Below are 13,567 nucleotides of genomic sequence, written 5' to 3' on the forward strand. Positions count from 1 at the left end.
CGTTGATGTGCTGACAAGCGCAGACTCATCCGCCGATGAAGGAGGTGGCCAGCATGGGATACTTAAGCTACGGCCACGAATGCATCATCTACATAGTGCTGCTTTTAGTCATCTGCCACCTGATCCTTGATGTGCTGCCGGTGTGGTTCACGTGTGCGCGCCGCCTCCTGTCATCGGTGCCGATCAGGATAACCGGTGGGCTCTTGATAATCATCATTTCGTTCTTCCTCCTGTAGATCAGCGAAGTTCTGCGGCGGAGGGGCTGGTAGAACTGGAAAGGTCGGGAATCTTCTTCCCGGCCTTTTTGCGTCGATGGGCTCCCTGTTTCGCGCGCTGTGGTTCTGCCTTCGAAAGGCGGGCGAATGATCATTCGCCCCTACAGGGGCTAAGGCGCGTGCGGATGGGACTGGAGGTCGAGCTTCAGGCGGCAGGATTCCTGGAGCAGGTCGCTCTTGGCCCTGGCGCCGTAGAGCTCGACGGACATGTCCTCGTCTCCGCCCAGGGTGAGCTTCAAGAGGTCCTTCTCCACGACGCAGTCGAGTTGCCGCACCACCGCGTTGCGGCGCCGGTCCAGGCCGTCGCAGAGCCTCAGGATCCCCCCCAGCCGGGAGACCAGGAGCTGGTCCGGCGCCGAGAGACGGGTGAACTCGTCATGCTTTTTCTTGGGGAGGGACTTGCGGTGGTAGCGGGCGATGTTGGCCATCAGCTCGCGCTCGCGCGGGGTGAAGCCGAACAGGTCGGCGTGGCGGATCAGGTGGTAGGAGTGCTTATGGTGGCTGGAATAACTAATGAAATAGCCGACGTCGTGCATGAGGGCGGCGGCCTCGAGGAGCCTTAGTTCCTTGTCGCCCCAGCCGTAGCGTTGGGCCAGCGCAAGAGCGATCTGCCGGGAGAGCTTGGCGACCTGCTGGGCGTGTCCCTCGTCGCAATGACAGGAACGGGCGAACTCGAGGGCGCTGTCGCGCCAGGAGCGCGTCTTTTTCTCCGGCAGCAGGTTGCGGCGGCGCAGTCCGCGCAGGATGAGCCCCTCGCGGATGCCGCGCTCGTTTACCTTCAGGTGGTTCACCTGGAAAAAGTCCATCAGTTCGTCGACCGCGGTGACCCCGGCCACGATGATGTCGGAGCGGTCCGGGTTCAACCCCGGCACGGCCCGGCGCTCCTTGTCGTTCTTTCTTGCCAGCATGGCCAATAGGTGCACCAATTCGGAACGGAGCAGTTCGTAGCCGTGCAGGGAGTCGAACTTCTCGCCACGGGACGCCGCCACCATGGCCGCTATTGAGGTGACGGTGCCTCCCGAGCCGACCAGGCACTGCATGCCGGCGCGGTCCCCGGTGTAGGCGGCTTTCAGGGCCTTGCGGATGTGCTTGCGCAGCTTCTGGTGTTCCGCTTGCTGCACCGGATCGCTTTTCAGGAAGCTCTCGGTGAGGAACACGGCGCCCAACTCCAGCGACAGCATCTCCTCGGTATGTGCGCCCAGCGCGGAGATCAGTTCCAGGCTGCCGCCTCCGATGTCGAAGATCAGGTGCCGCACCCCATCCAGCTCGAAGTTGTGCTGGGCCGAGAGGGCGGCCAGTTCCGCCTCCTCCTCGCCGCTGATCACCTCGATCTCCAGGCCGGTCCGCTCCTTGATGGCGGCGACGAGCTCGCGGCCGTTACCGGCCTTGCGCACCGCGCTGGTCGCCACCGCCTCGATGGAGGCGACCTGGTAGCCGTCGATGATCTTTTTCTGGCGGGAGAGCGCCTCTATGGCGCGTTCCCACGCGGCGGGCGAGATGACGCCGGTCTGGTGCAGCCCTTCGCCCAGGCGCACCAGCACCTTCTCGTCATCGAGGATCTTGTACTTGCCGTTTCCCCCTGTCTCGACGATGATGCTGCGGATCGAGTTGGTGCCGATGTCGATGGCGGCCAGCCGGTTCTGTCTCAACGGCTACTCCTTGAGCGTGATGGGTTGGCAAGATTGTATCAGGATGGGGCCGATGGTGACAACTCGGCAAGACGTGATTGGTGACGCTAGGCCAGGGCCTTCAATATCGCCTTGCGCGCCTTCTTGAACCCCTTGCGGACCTTCTTCAGACTTGCCTCTTCCAGGCCGGTGACCTTCTTTTCCGCCTTGGTGAGAATCTTGACGAAGCGCTTGGACCGCTTGTTCCCGAAATCGTGCATCTGTGACAGGGCGTTCTCGATCCGTTCCAGGTCGGCGCCGAGTTTCCGGCCGCACTTCTCCGAGATCTCTCCGGTGAAGCGGTCGCGGGTGGTCTGCGCCAGGATTTCCACCTTCTCCCGCATGCCCACCACGCGTTGCTGCATGAGCTGAGCGGGCGCCTGGCGCTGGTCCTGTTCCAGCCCGGCGAGTTCCCTTGCCTGTTCCAGGATGGAACCGATGTGGCGGCGGTTCACCCCGCGCACCTTTTTCAAACCTTCCTCTCCGGCCTGGGCGATCTTGGCGAAACTGTCGTACCCGGCGTCGTACAGACGCTTGCCCAGGATGGCGCCGACACCTTTCAGCCGTCTGAAATCCGCTGCTGACTGGACCATCTTCTGTCACTCCTTGTGTTTTTATCGTGTTGCTTGCCGGTCAGCCCCCCTGCCGCAAGCGGTCCAACGCCTTGCCGCGGGAGGTGACGATCCTTCCGGTGCCGGTGACCATCTGCAAAAAGAGCGGTTCGCCGCCGCCGTTAGCACTCCTCTTGAACGTCACCGTCCCCCCCTTGGGCAGGGTGAGGGAAGCCTCCTCCCCGAACAGCGCCTGGGTAACCATCCCCAGGTCCGGTTCGTGTCCAACCAGCGCTATTTCGGTCACCTGTGGGTAGAGCTTCAACAATTCATCGAGCTTTTCGGGACGGAAACCGGGCGATAGCTGCGGCGCCACGATCAGCTCCCGCTTGTAGCGCAGCCTTTCCGCCAGGATGTCCGCGGTCTGCACCGCGCGCACCAGCGGGCTGGTGAGAATCAGATCCGGCTCGGTGCCAAGCGTGGCGAGGCTCTTGGCCGCCTTGCGGAAACGCCTTCTGCCGCGACGGGTCAGGTAGCGGTGCTCTTCGGGCAGCTCCGGGGTTCTCTCAATTGCTTCGGCGTGTCGAACGATGTGGATGATCATGGGTGCCTCCTGGATTAGGCAACGTTAAAGACTTTAGCGAATCTATCTCGATTTGCAAGCTGCTGTCTTTGTTCCGACGCCGACAGCCACAGGGAGAGACGGCGTGCAGCATCGATTGCGGGGTGAAACATCGTATGAGTGAAAGGGGCTTCGTGGTTACTAGAGGTGAGATAAGGGTGCGGGGAATGAAGAAACCCTCCCCGGAAGGGAGGGCTCAGGCGTGGGGCAAACAGTGAAAGCGGCACCTGACGGGGGGCGTGTCAGCGTACCAGGAGTTGCTCCATGTTTCTCTTCATGGCATCGGCGATTCCCTCCGAAGGGACCGAGCCGCCGACGCCTCTGAGCCAGAAGCGGTCCACCGCCACGTCGCCCTGGGTATCGACGGTCATCTTCACCGGGAACAGGCAGCGCATGCTGAAGTAATCGAGCAGGTCGCCAGGGAATCCAGGCTGCTGTGCCCGGGGGGTGCTTTAGGTGTTACCGAAAGGTGAGCATCTCTTTTCCGCAGCCGGTGAGGAAATCGAAGACCTCGCCCCGGCTGACCAGGAAGCGGGGCATGTCCTGGTTCATCAGGTCCTCCAGGAAATGCAGGGTGGCGGCGTCGTCCCGCTCCAACTCGTTCATCACCGCCGTCAGCAGCGGCAGGATGTCGTAGAGGTCGTCCCGGTTGAAGGGCGCGCTGTCGGCTGGGCCGGCGAACTTGGCGTCGAACCGGGTCCGCGTCGCCTTCGGGTATTTGTACTTCAGATCGGACGGGTTGATGGTGAGTCCCATGGCGTCACTCCTAGTGGCAGCCGCACCTGGAACTGGTGCAGCTGGTGCGGCATGTCGGCTGCTGGAGCGCGGCCTCGTCGTTGCGTTCCAGCCGGTCCAGGGAAGCCTTGGTGATGAACCACCCCTGGTCGGAAAGGGTTCCCTGCAGCGCCTTTCGCTTTATCAGCATGAGCACCCGCGTTTCCGTGGTGGAGAGTTCCGCTGCGGCCTCGGCCGCGGTGACGTGGGCAATCCCGTCGATGATCTCTGTCATGGCAGTTCCTCCTTGTGGGGCATGCTTTACATGGAGCATGCCAGGGGGGACGGCGGCAGTAATTTTCTTCAATTCCGGGCTGTTGCCGTCGCAGGCCCGCCTGGACCGGTCGCGGGTGTGCTCATTAAATAACCACCGTGCTTATTCGCGTGCCAGCCGGTACCGCCCCCGTTATCAACCTGACAAGGAGAGGGGGACGGGAGCTGTCACGCGAAGAGGCGTCACAACGCAGTTGATAACGGATGCCAGACATAGTAACCTGCACCCGTATTTCATCATGTCAGTGAGAGATTTTATGTCGACAGAACTGCGGCTCGAATCGTTGAGCGTGCTGGTTGAAGCCGAATTGCCGTCGCTGGTTGAGAGCTACAAGCATCTGCATGCCCACCCCGAACTGTCCGGACAGGAGCGGGAGACGGCCTCGATGCTGGCGGGCGAACTGAAAGCGCTTGGGTTCGCGGTGAGCGAGGGGGTCGGGAGGTACCGCAGGTTCGACTGGCCCGGCTTCGGTGTGCTGGCGGTGCTTGAGAACGGGGCGGGCCCGACGCTGCTGTTGCGGGCGGATATGGACGCGCTGCCGGTCGAGGAGAAAACCGGTCTCCCCTACGCCAGCACGGCGCGGGCGACCTACCGCGACGGAACCTCGGTGCCGGTGATGCACGCCTGCGGACACGACGTGCACGTAGCCTGCCTGCTGGGGGCGGCGCGGGTGCTGGCGCGGGCGAGGGGGAGCTGGGCGGGGACGCTGGTCCTGGTCGGCCAGCCGGGAGAAGAAGGGGGAGACGGTGCCCAGGCGATGATCGATGACGGCGCCTACCGGCTCTGCCCCAAGCCTGACTTCGCCCTGGCGCTGCACAGCACCCTGTTCCTCAAGGCCGGCAGTGCCGGCTGCGCGCCGGGCAACTTCCTGGCCAGCTTCACCGAGGTGGAGATCGTGGTGCGCGGCGTGGGGGCGCACGGTTCCGCTCCCGAGCACGGCAAGGACCCCGTGGTGATGGCGGCGCAGTTGGTGCTCGCCCTGCAGACCATCGTGAGCCGCGAGATCACCCCGCACGAGCCCGCCGTGGTCACCGTGGGCTCCATTCACGGCGGCGCCGCGTGCAACGTCATACCGGAAGAGGTGGTGCTGCAACTGAGCATCAGGAGCTACGACGACCGGGTGCGCGAAAAGATCCTCGACTCGGTGCGGCGCATCTGCGCCGGGGTGGCCCTGGCCGCCGGGGTTCCCGAGGAGCGCTCTCCTGTCGTTTCCGTGCTTGCCCGCCATCCGGCTACCTACAACGATCCGGCGCTGGCCGAGCGCGTGGCTGGCGCCTTGCGCGCCGCCCTGGGACCGGATAACGTGGTTCGCTCCGAGGCGAAGATGGTGAGCGAGGATTTCGGCTCCTGGGGGCTCGGCGGGGAGATCCCGGTCTGCATGTTCTGGTTGGGTGCGGCCGATCCCGATCTTTTCGAGGAGAGTCGGCGTAAGGGGGTGTCGCTTCCCTCACAGCATTCGCCGCTGTACGCCCCGCACCCCGAGCCGACGCTGCGGGCGGGGGTGAAGGCCCTGGTCGCGGCCGCCTGCGAGCTGCTTCCGGCGGGGTAGGGACGGGAGATAAACGGCAAAAGAAAAGGGGCGCATCGTGCGATAGCGCCCCTTTTCTTATCGTCGTGAATGTCAAACGAGACGGCCCCCTGTCCGTTCGTGGAGAAGTGGACGGGCGAATGATTATTCGCCCCTACAGGTCTCGACCGGTTGGGGGTCAGCGATCCTCGCCCCGCTGCAAACCGCGGCCGCCGGAGGATTCGCCGCGTCCGCCGGAGGATTCGCCGCGTCCGCGGCCCTGGCCCGGTTCGAACTCGCGTACCGGTCGCGCGGGTTCAGCGGGCTCGGCCTTGGGCGCCGGTGTTACCGCCGGTGCCGGGGTCGGCGCGACCCTTGGCCTCTCGACGCGCGGCATTGCCGGTCGTACCGGTGCCGCCGGTGTGGCCGGCCTCGCTGGCACTGTGGCGGGCGCCTTGACCGCCGGTTCCGCTGCCGGAACGTGGGGCGCGGCCCCGCGCGTTGCAGGAGCGCCGGCCGCTGGCGCCGGTGCGGGCGCCGGTACGCTCGTGCCGGCGGGAGTCGGCCTTTCGGGACGGTTTATCGGGCGCGGCTCCCTGCGCCGACCTTCTCCCCTGGCGGGGCGTCCGGTGGCAGATTCCCCGGCAGCCGCGGGTGCTTGCTGCGTCCCGGGCTGCGCCTGGGGCTGCGGCTGGGGCTGCGGCTTGGGCTGCGGCTTGGGCTGCGCCGGCGTATGCTGCCTGCCCGGCTGCGCCTGGGGCTGCGGCTTCACGGGGACGGCGGGGGGCTGGACCGTCTCGACCCTGGGCTGGCTCGGCGTCGGCTGCCGCTGCGCCGCCGGCGGCGTCGCACCCGGCTTAGCCGGCGTAGGAGCGGGTACGCCCGGTGCGGGCGCCGCCTCGCGCCGATTCCACGGTTCCCTGCGCCGCTCCGTGCGCGAGCCTTCAACTTTGCCAGGGCGCTGCTGTTCTACCTTGCCGGGGCGTCGTGGTTCCACCCGGCCCGGGCGTCCCGGTGCCAGGCGAACCGGCGGCATCCTCCCTTCTTCACGATGTCTCCTGGTTTCCACCCGCAATTGCTGGCGGTAACTGCGGGTATCGCGCTGCACAACCCGCTCATTGATGGTGATGGTGGCGGCGCGCCTGTTGACGTAGATGTCGCGATGGTCCCGCGTGTAGGGGCGGGAACGGCTGATCCATCCTGCTCCCCGCCAGCCGTGGTAGTAGACCTTGCGTTCGCGCCAGTTGCAGTCGCGGTTGAGCCAGGGTCCTATGGCGAAGCCGACGCTGAAGGTGATGAAGGGGGAACTGGGGTAGTAGCGTTCCACGTAGACCACGGTCGGGTCGTACACCGGCACGTAGACGTACTCCGGGCGCGCCGGGACGATGCGGATGACGTCACCCTCGAAGAAAACCTGCTGCTGTCGCGTGCTGAAGAGGTTCCCTTCGTCGTAGGCGAAGCGGCGCAGCCTCTGGATGGCGTCCATCACGTCCTGGGGTTGTTCGATGTACGCCTGTCCCAGAGACGCGGTCCACTGGTACTCGCGGTCCATCATGTACAGGACCTGCGGGTAATGGGCCACGGCGCGGACGCTGATGTCCCACGGCTGGTAGTCGATGCGCGGGGTGCTGCCGTAGAGCCTGACGAAGTTGGCGGCGTCGTGGAGCTGGTCCACGAAGGTGGCGGCCGGCAGGATCTGGGCTATCAGCGGGTCCGGATAGAGCGCGATGGGAGCGAGCAGGTCGTCCAGCTCCTCCGGGTACAGCAGGTCGTCGTCCTGGTAGCCGTCCTGGTCCGACATCTGGTAGTAACCTGGCTCAGACTGTGCCTGTACCGGCACGGCTGTGACAGTGAGCGGCAGGAATACTGCCATGAACGCGATGATCAATAACCTTTTCATAACTGTCTCCTAAAGCTTTTTGCCTTTTGACTACCGGTCCAGTCTAGCAGAAGCCCCCTGGCAAGGCAAAGCGTGCACCGGTGGCCCCTTGGGTCCGGGATGTATCGTCAGGCGGCCCGCATCTCCGTGATCTTCGCGTGCAGACCCTCCATGTCGAAGGGTTTCTGGATGAAGTGCAACTCGCCGTCGGCGCTCGCCCCGCACTTGGCGATGATGTCCGAGGAATAGCCGGTCATGAACAGCACCTTGGTCTCCGGACGCATCCCGGCTATGCCCCGTGCCATGTCCAGGCCGTTCATCTCGGGCATGATCACGTCGGAGAGCACGAGGTCGATGTCGTTTTTTGCTTCACCGCAGATGGAAAGGGCTACGTGCGGTGTCGCCGCCTGGATCACGCGGTAGCCGATCTTCTCCAGCATCTGGGTCGCCATCGCCCGCAGCATGTCGTCGTCCTCGACCACGAGCACCGTCCCCGACCCGTGCAGCGTGCCCGGCGCGTTCTGCGCCGTCGGCTGTGCCTCACCGGTCAGTCGGGGGAGGTAGATCCGGAAGGCCGTTCCTTGGCCCGGCTCGCTCTCCACGTCGACGAAGCCGCCGTTCTGGGTCACGATGCCGTACACCGTGGCCAGTCCCAGACCGGTACCCCTTCCCACCTCCTTGGTGGTGAAAAAGGGCTCGAAGATCCGTTTGACCAGTTCCCGGTCCATCCCGGTACCGGTGTCGACGACGCTCAGGCAGGCGTAGGAGCCGGGCTTGGCGTCCAGGCGGTAGTCGCAAAACGGCTCGTCGACGACCACGTTCTCGGTCCTTATGGTGAGGATACCGCCGTCGGGCATGGCGTCCCGGGCGTTCACGGCGAGGTTCATCAGGATCTGGTCCACCTGCGAGGGGTCGATCTTCACGGCCCAGAGCTCCGGGTCCGGGATGAAGCTTAAGCGGATCTCCTCGCCGATCAGCCTGCTCAGCGTCTTCTCGGTCTCCAGGCAGTGCTCGTTCAGGTTCACCGCCCGCGGCGAGATGATCTCCTTGCGGGAGAAGGCGAGCAGCTTGCGCACCATGTCCCGGGAGCGCTCGCCGGCCTTGATGATCTCCTGCAGGTAGATCCACAGCGGCGTGGATTCGGCGGTCTCGAGCTGGCCCAGTTGCGCGTAGCCCAGCATGACGCTCAGCATGTTGTTGAAGTCATGGGCCACCCCGCCGGCCAATTGCCCGATGGATTCCATCTTCTGCGAGTGCCTGAGCTGCGCCTCGATCTTTCTGTGCTCGGTGATGTCGATGCCGAAGCAGAGGGTGCCGATCCTCACCCCTTTCTCGATGATGGCGCTGTTACGCCAGGAAACGGTGCGCATCGCGCCGGACTTGGTCACGATCTGCCCCTCACAGGGGCTCAGCCCCTGGTGATCCTTGCCGGGTTGCGGCGTCCCGCACATCTTGTAGAAGCCTTCCGCCCCCATCACCAGCTCGAACCAGTTCTTGCCGATCAGTTCATCGTGGCTGTAGCCGGTAACCTCCTCGCCGGTCCTGTTGAACAGGGTGACTCTGCCCTTGAGGTCGAGCCCGAGAATCATGACGCTGGCGGCCTGGATCAGGTTTTCCGTGTACTCCTTGGCCGACCTGAGCGCTTCCACCGCCAGCCTGCGCTCCGTGATGTTCTCCACGGAAAGGACGGTGCCGGCGATGCGTCCCTCCTGGTAGACGGGGGTGGCGCCGCAGGCGATGGTGACCGTGCTGCCGTCCTTGCATATCAGGTCCGCTTCGAACTTCACGATGTCGGCCGCGCCGCTTGCCACCTGGTGCAATCGCTCGAGCACCATGTCCCTTGATTCCGGCCAGACCAGCTCGGGGATGTTCCGGCCGTAAAGCTCCTCCGGGGAGTAGCCGCTGGTCTCGGTGCAGCGCCCGTTGACCATGCCGATGGTGCCGTCCAGTTTGAGGACGATGAGCGCGTTGGCGCTGCTCTCCATCACCTTTCTCAGGAAGTTGTAGGAGTCCTGCAACTGGCGGTTGGCGCGGTTTATGGCGCGGAAGGGAAGCAGTATGAAGACGATGAGCCCGATGCTGAGGCCCAGGATCGTGACCAGGAAGGATTTCTTGAGGATGGGGAGCAGTGAGCGGCTGATTTCGACGCTGCCGATGATCTTGTCGCCGTAGCGTATCGGCTGGGAGCGCTGGATAACGGGGATGTCAGGGGCGTAACCGCTGGCGGCCAACTCGTTGCCGACCGAGTCGAGGATGCGATGCTTCTCGTTGTGCTCGGGAGCGCCACGGTGGGAGAGCAAGGTTTCCAACCGGTGCGCCTCGCTGTGCCAGGAACCGGATTCGAGGTCGCCCAGGCCGGAGATGATCCGGGCGTTGATCTCGGCCTCGGTCTCGAGGCTGCCGACGGTGTATTGGTAGCTGATGGCGAAGTAGCCGATGGGGAAAAAGAGCGCGACGAAGAAGGCGAGCATTACCGTGCAGTTGGCTGTGAAATGGACGGTTTGCTTCTCAGGACCAGTCATGGCAAGCGCTCCTTGCGCAGCAACCAAATCAGTACCGTGTGCTCTCGGCGATACGACGCGCGTGGGCGCTATCACCGGCGCTGGAGATTAGCATCATTTTAGGTAAAAGAGAAGAACATTGTACGTATTTCACCTAAAAACGTTCATCCTGGTATGACCTTGGTTGTCCGAATTTGAACTACGACTGAAGTGCACAGGACCAGGGGGGGGACTCGACTGGTCAGCGCTGGTTAGAGCGGGGTATAATCCACGGCGCGTGCAAGCAAAAAGAGTCCGGCCCGGGTAAATGATGTATACGCGACCGGGGTCGCAGGAATGGCCATATGCGTTGACAGCATCCGGGGCTTCTTGTATATATTGCCGTGTCACTGATATGAAAATCGTGCTACCGCGACTTCGGTTCGCGGCACGGGGAGGAAGATCATGCACATGGCGGACGCTCTGCTCTCGCCGGCGGTGGGAGCGACCATGTGGGCCGTGTCCGCTGGTGGCGTCGCCCTCACCTCGGCGCGGCTGTGCCGGGAGCGCGACGACCGGCTGGCGCCGCTTATGGGCGTGCTCGGTGGCTTTCTCTTCGCCGCCCAGATGATCAACTTCTCCATCCCGGGCACCGGGTCGAGCGGCCACCTGACCGGCGGTCTGCTGCTCGCCATCCTGCTCGGCCCCAGCGCCGCCTTTCTCACCGTCGCTTCGGTCCTCGTCGTCCAGGCTTTTTTCTTCGCCGACGGCGGCCTCCTCGCCCTGGGCTGCAACATCTTCAACCTCGGTGTCATCCCCGCGCTCCTGGTCTACCCGCTTTGCTACCTGAGGCTGATCGGTCCCGCTCCGGGACCCCGCCGCGAGGCCGCCGTGACCATGTCCTGCGCCCTCGTCGCCATGCAGCTGGGCGCGCTGTGCGTCGTCCTGGAGACGGCAGCTTCCGGCATCTCCGTTCTCCCGCTGGACAAGTTCCTGTTTTTGATGCAGCCCATCCACCTCGCCATCGGGCTGGTCGAGGGGGCGGTGACGCTGGCGGTGGTCTCCTTCCTGCGCAAGGCCCGCCCCGAGCTCCTCGGCAGGGGGGAGCGCGCCCGCGCCGCTTCCGGCCGCCTGGCGCTCGCCGGCGTGCTGATCTGCGCCCTCCTTGTCGCCGGCGGGCTGTCTCGTTTCGCCTCGGAAAAGCCCGACGGTCTCGAGTGGTCGGTGGCCAAGGCTTCAGGCGCTCCCTCCCTCGCCGAGCGCCGCTTTGGTCTGCCGGCGTGGCTGGGCGCCTTGCAGAAAAGGACCGCCTGGTTCCCGGAGTACCAGGCGCCCGCTCCGGCGGCCGTCACCCAGACCGGTACCGCCTCGGGCAAGGGGAGCGGCGTACCCGGTGTCGTGGGCACCGTTGTCACCGTTGTCCTGGTCGTGGGCGCCGCGGCGCTGCTGCGCAGGGGAAACCGGGAAAGCGCGACCCCGGAGGCGTAGCGGGACGGCGGCAGCGGCCGCTGCAGAGGATGGGGAGCTGATGGCATCGGTACAGGGGGCATTGCTGGATTTGAAGCGGCTGGACCGGCTCGCGGGGGGGGATACCCCTTTGCACCGGCTGGATCCCCGCGCCAAGGTGCTCGCCACCCTCGTCTTCATCGTCTGCGTCGTATCCTTCGGCCGTTACGAGATTTCCGCCCTGATCCCCTTCTTCATCTTTCCCGTCTGCCTGGTCTCCTCCGGGCGGCTGCCGGCCCGTTACCTGGCGGCGAAGGTCGCCCTGGTCGCGCCGTTCGCCATCGCCGTCGGCATCTGCAACCCCTTGTTCGATCGCACCGTGCTGCTGCACCTGGGACCGCTGGACGTGACCGGCGGCTGGGTCTCCTTCGCCTCCATCGTGGTGCGTACCGCGCTCACCGTCGCGGCCGCCCTGGTGCTCACCGCGCTCACCGGGTTCGCCTCCATCTGCCGCGCCCTGGTCAGCCTCGGCATGCCCAGGACGTTCGCCATGCAACTCCTCTTTCTCTATCGCTACCTGTTCGTGTTGGCCGAGGAGGGGGGGCGGGCCGCGCGGGCGCGTGAACTGCGCTCCTTCGGTCGCACGGGGCGCGGCCTGGCCAGCTACGCCTCGCTGCTTGGGCACCTGCTGCTGCGTACCTGGCAGCGGGCCGAGCGGATGCACATGGCCATGCTGGCGCGCGGCTACGCGGGAACCTTTCCCGCCGCGCAGCACGGCAGCTTCGGGGCGCGGGAGTTCCTCTTCGTGCTCTTCTGGAGCGCACTCTGCATCATCCTGCGGTTGTACAACGGCGCCGAGATCCTCGGGACGCTGGTAACGGGGTATCTGCCATGAGCCACCACATACTCGAAATCGACCACCTGCGCCACGTCTATCCCGACGGCACCGAGGCCCTGCGCGAGGTCAGCTTCAGCGTACGCCACGGCGAGTCCGTGGCCGTGATCGGAGCCAACGGTGCCGGCAAGTCGACGCTCCTGGCCCACCTGAACGGCCACCTGCTTCCGGATGCGGGCGAGGTGCGCATCGGGCATGTCCCGGTGGACCGCACCAACCTGAACGAGGCGCGGCGCACGGTGGGGATGGTGTTCCAGGACCCGGACGACCAGCTCTTCATGCCCACCGTCTACGAGGACGTCGCCTTCGGCCCCATGAACCTCGGCCTGTCCGGAACCGAGTTGAAAAACTGCGTGGCCGAGGCGCTGCGACGGGTCGACGCGGAACACCTGGCCGGGAAGGCGCCGTATCACCTGTCGGCCGGTGAGAAGAGGAGGGTGGCCATCGCCACGGTCCTCTCCATGTCGCCCGACATCCTGGTCATGGACGAACCGACCAACGGCCTGGACCCCTACGCCCGCCGCCAGTTGATCGGGCTCTTGAAGGAGTTCCACCATAGTAAAATCATCACCAGTCACGATCTGGACATGGTGCTGGAGGTCTGCGAGCGGACCGTGGTGCTTTCAAAAGGGGTAGTGCGGGCGGACGGGCCCACGCTGGAGATTTTCCGGGACGAGGCGCTGCTCAGGGAGTGCCGGCTGGAAAAGCCGCTTTCCATGCAGGGGTGCCCGGTGTGCGGCCCGAAAGGGCGTTGAGAGGGAAGGAAGCTAAAAAGAAAGCCCCGGATTGCTCCGGGGCTTTCATAAAGTTCTACGCTATGTGATTGGGCTTAGACCCTGCTGACGTTGGCTGCCTGGAGACCTTTCGGGCCCTTGACGATTTCGAAGGTCACGCTGTCGCCCTCGGTGAGGGATTTGAAGCCGTCGCTGTTGATAGCGGAGAAATGAACGAAGACATCCTCGCCGTTCTCCTGCTCAAGAAAGCCAAACCCCTTGCTGTCGTTAAACCACTTTACAGTACCGTTTACCATTTACTTACTTCTCCCATATTACTTCTTTTTGGTTTTAATCCACGGGTATTCGAGGACGCGTAACCATACCATCGCGGCTTTGCCGTGTCAACCAATTTTAAATTAGATTTAAAGTTTTTTGCTTAGTATACGGAGGCAGCGCTGTTGACATTGGGGCTGCCCTGTGA

Annotated in this window: 14 protein-coding genes; 5 read left to right on the forward strand and 9 right to left on the reverse strand. The window is 64.4% G+C overall.

The window, feature by feature from the left end; genetic code table 11:
• Positions 1–53 precede the first annotated feature (53 nt).
• Positions 54–236 carry a hypothetical protein gene (locus KOL99_RS12660; RefSeq protein ID WP_216510816.1) on the forward strand — a complete coding sequence of 61 codons (183 nt, stop codon included), beginning with the start codon at positions 54–56 and terminating at the stop codon, positions 234–236.
• A gap of 149 nt (positions 237–385) precedes the next feature.
• On the opposite strand, the gene KOL99_RS12665 is transcribed toward KOL99_RS12660, so the two are convergent.
• The 6 genes from KOL99_RS12665 to KOL99_RS12690 form a co-directional block, all read right to left on the reverse strand.
• Positions 386–1,924 carry a Ppx/GppA phosphatase family protein gene (locus KOL99_RS12665; RefSeq protein ID WP_216510817.1) on the reverse strand — a complete coding sequence of 513 codons (1,539 nt, stop codon included), beginning with the start codon at positions 1,922–1,924 and terminating at the stop codon, positions 386–388.
• Positions 1,925–2,010: 86 nt separating this feature from the next.
• A complete protein-coding gene (locus KOL99_RS12670) occupies positions 2,011–2,535 on the reverse strand; it encodes a helix-hairpin-helix domain-containing protein (RefSeq protein ID WP_216510818.1) in 525 nt (174 codons plus the stop codon).
• A gap of 40 nt (positions 2,536–2,575) precedes the next feature.
• Positions 2,576–3,097, reverse strand: coding sequence for a SixA phosphatase family protein (locus tag KOL99_RS12675; protein ID WP_216510819.1), 522 nt, complete (start codon positions 3,095–3,097; stop codon positions 2,576–2,578).
• A 260-nt stretch (positions 3,098–3,357) separates the two neighbouring features.
• Entirely contained in the window at positions 3,358–3,510 is a 153-nt protein-coding gene (locus KOL99_RS12680; RefSeq protein ID WP_216510820.1) for a hypothetical protein, read from the reverse strand.
• 64 nt (positions 3,511–3,574) lie between these two features.
• Positions 3,575–3,871 carry a hypothetical protein gene (locus KOL99_RS12685; RefSeq protein WP_216510821.1) on the reverse strand — a complete coding sequence of 99 codons (297 nt, stop codon included), beginning with the start codon at positions 3,869–3,871 and terminating at the stop codon, positions 3,575–3,577.
• A gap of 10 nt (positions 3,872–3,881) precedes the next feature.
• Positions 3,882–4,124 carry a hypothetical protein gene (locus KOL99_RS12690; RefSeq protein ID WP_216510822.1) on the reverse strand — a complete coding sequence of 81 codons (243 nt, stop codon included), beginning with the start codon at positions 4,122–4,124 and terminating at the stop codon, positions 3,882–3,884.
• Between the two features lie 295 nt (positions 4,125–4,419).
• Here KOL99_RS12690 and KOL99_RS12695 point away from each other — a divergent pair, with 295 nt between their 5' ends.
• Positions 4,420–5,712 (forward strand): amidohydrolase, encoded by a 1,293-nt coding sequence (locus KOL99_RS12695; RefSeq protein WP_216510823.1) that lies wholly within the window; start codon positions 4,420–4,422, stop codon positions 5,710–5,712.
• A 157-nt stretch (positions 5,713–5,869) separates the two neighbouring features.
• On the opposite strand, the gene KOL99_RS12700 is transcribed toward KOL99_RS12695, so the two are convergent.
• Positions 5,870–7,570 (reverse strand): DUF3300 domain-containing protein, encoded by a 1,701-nt coding sequence (locus tag KOL99_RS12700; protein WP_216510824.1) that lies wholly within the window; start codon positions 7,568–7,570, stop codon positions 5,870–5,872.
• Between the two features lie 107 nt (positions 7,571–7,677).
• The gene (locus KOL99_RS12705) at positions 7,678–10,071 is read right to left on the reverse strand and encodes a PAS domain-containing hybrid sensor histidine kinase/response regulator (protein ID WP_216510825.1); all 2,394 of its coding nucleotides are present in this window, start codon (positions 10,069–10,071) and stop codon (positions 7,678–7,680) included.
• A gap of 423 nt (positions 10,072–10,494) precedes the next feature.
• Here KOL99_RS12705 and KOL99_RS12710 point away from each other — a divergent pair, with 423 nt between their 5' ends.
• Genes KOL99_RS12710 through KOL99_RS12720 form a run of 3 tightly spaced genes read left to right on the forward strand, consistent with a single transcriptional unit; the run spans position 10,495 to position 13,125 of the window.
• Positions 10,495–11,517 (forward strand): energy-coupling factor ABC transporter permease, encoded by a 1,023-nt coding sequence (locus tag KOL99_RS12710; protein WP_216510826.1) that lies wholly within the window; start codon positions 10,495–10,497, stop codon positions 11,515–11,517.
• A gap of 40 nt (positions 11,518–11,557) precedes the next feature.
• The gene (gene cbiQ / locus KOL99_RS12715) at positions 11,558–12,370 is read left to right on the forward strand and encodes a cobalt ECF transporter T component CbiQ (RefSeq protein ID WP_216510827.1); all 813 of its coding nucleotides are present in this window, start codon (positions 11,558–11,560) and stop codon (positions 12,368–12,370) included.
• Entirely contained in the window at positions 12,367–13,125 is a 759-nt protein-coding gene (locus KOL99_RS12720; RefSeq protein WP_216510828.1) for an energy-coupling factor ABC transporter ATP-binding protein, read from the forward strand. Before cbiQ ends, KOL99_RS12720 begins: the two co-directional genes overlap by 4 nt.
• Positions 13,126–13,199: 74 nt before the next feature.
• On the opposite strand, the gene KOL99_RS12725 is transcribed toward KOL99_RS12720, so the two are convergent.
• Entirely contained in the window at positions 13,200–13,400 is a 201-nt protein-coding gene (locus KOL99_RS12725) for a cold-shock protein (RefSeq protein WP_129126184.1), read from the reverse strand.
• Between the last annotated feature and the right edge of the window lie 167 nt (positions 13,401–13,567).

It is taken from the genome of Geomonas azotofigens, from assembly GCF_018919395.1.
Taxonomy (GTDB): Bacteria; Desulfobacterota; Desulfuromonadia; order Geobacterales; family Geobacteraceae; genus Geomonas; species Geomonas azotofigens.

Coding starts and splice junctions, on each gene's coding strand:
- KOL99_RS12695 (WP_216510823.1), top strand. CDS start 4,420: ATGTCGACAGAACTGCGGCTCGAATCGTTGAGCGTGCTGGTTGAAGCC.
- KOL99_RS12680 (WP_216510820.1), bottom strand. CDS start 3,510: ATGCGCTGCCTGTTCCCGGTGAAGATGACCGTCGATACCCAGGGCGAC.
- KOL99_RS12725 (WP_129126184.1), bottom strand. CDS start 13,400: ATGGTAAACGGTACTGTAAAGTGGTTTAACGACAGCAAGGGGTTTGGC.
- KOL99_RS12690 (WP_216510822.1), bottom strand. CDS start 4,124: ATGACAGAGATCATCGACGGGATTGCCCACGTCACCGCGGCCGAGGCC.
- KOL99_RS12720 (WP_216510828.1), top strand. CDS start 12,367: ATGAGCCACCACATACTCGAAATCGACCACCTGCGCCACGTCTATCCC.
- KOL99_RS12670 (WP_216510818.1), bottom strand. CDS start 2,535: ATGGTCCAGTCAGCAGCGGATTTCAGACGGCTGAAAGGTGTCGGCGCC.
- KOL99_RS12700 (WP_216510824.1), bottom strand. CDS start 7,570: ATGAAAAGGTTATTGATCATCGCGTTCATGGCAGTATTCCTGCCGCTC.
- KOL99_RS12705 (WP_216510825.1), bottom strand. CDS start 10,071: ATGACTGGTCCTGAGAAGCAAACCGTCCATTTCACAGCCAACTGCACG.
- KOL99_RS12660 (WP_216510816.1), top strand. CDS start 54: ATGGGATACTTAAGCTACGGCCACGAATGCATCATCTACATAGTGCTG.
- KOL99_RS12710 (WP_216510826.1), top strand. CDS start 10,495: ATGCACATGGCGGACGCTCTGCTCTCGCCGGCGGTGGGAGCGACCATG.
- KOL99_RS12675 (WP_216510819.1), bottom strand. CDS start 3,097: ATGATCATCCACATCGTTCGACACGCCGAAGCAATTGAGAGAACCCCG.
- cbiQ (WP_216510827.1), top strand. CDS start 11,558: ATGGCATCGGTACAGGGGGCATTGCTGGATTTGAAGCGGCTGGACCGG.
- KOL99_RS12685 (WP_216510821.1), bottom strand. CDS start 3,871: ATGGGACTCACCATCAACCCGTCCGATCTGAAGTACAAATACCCGAAG.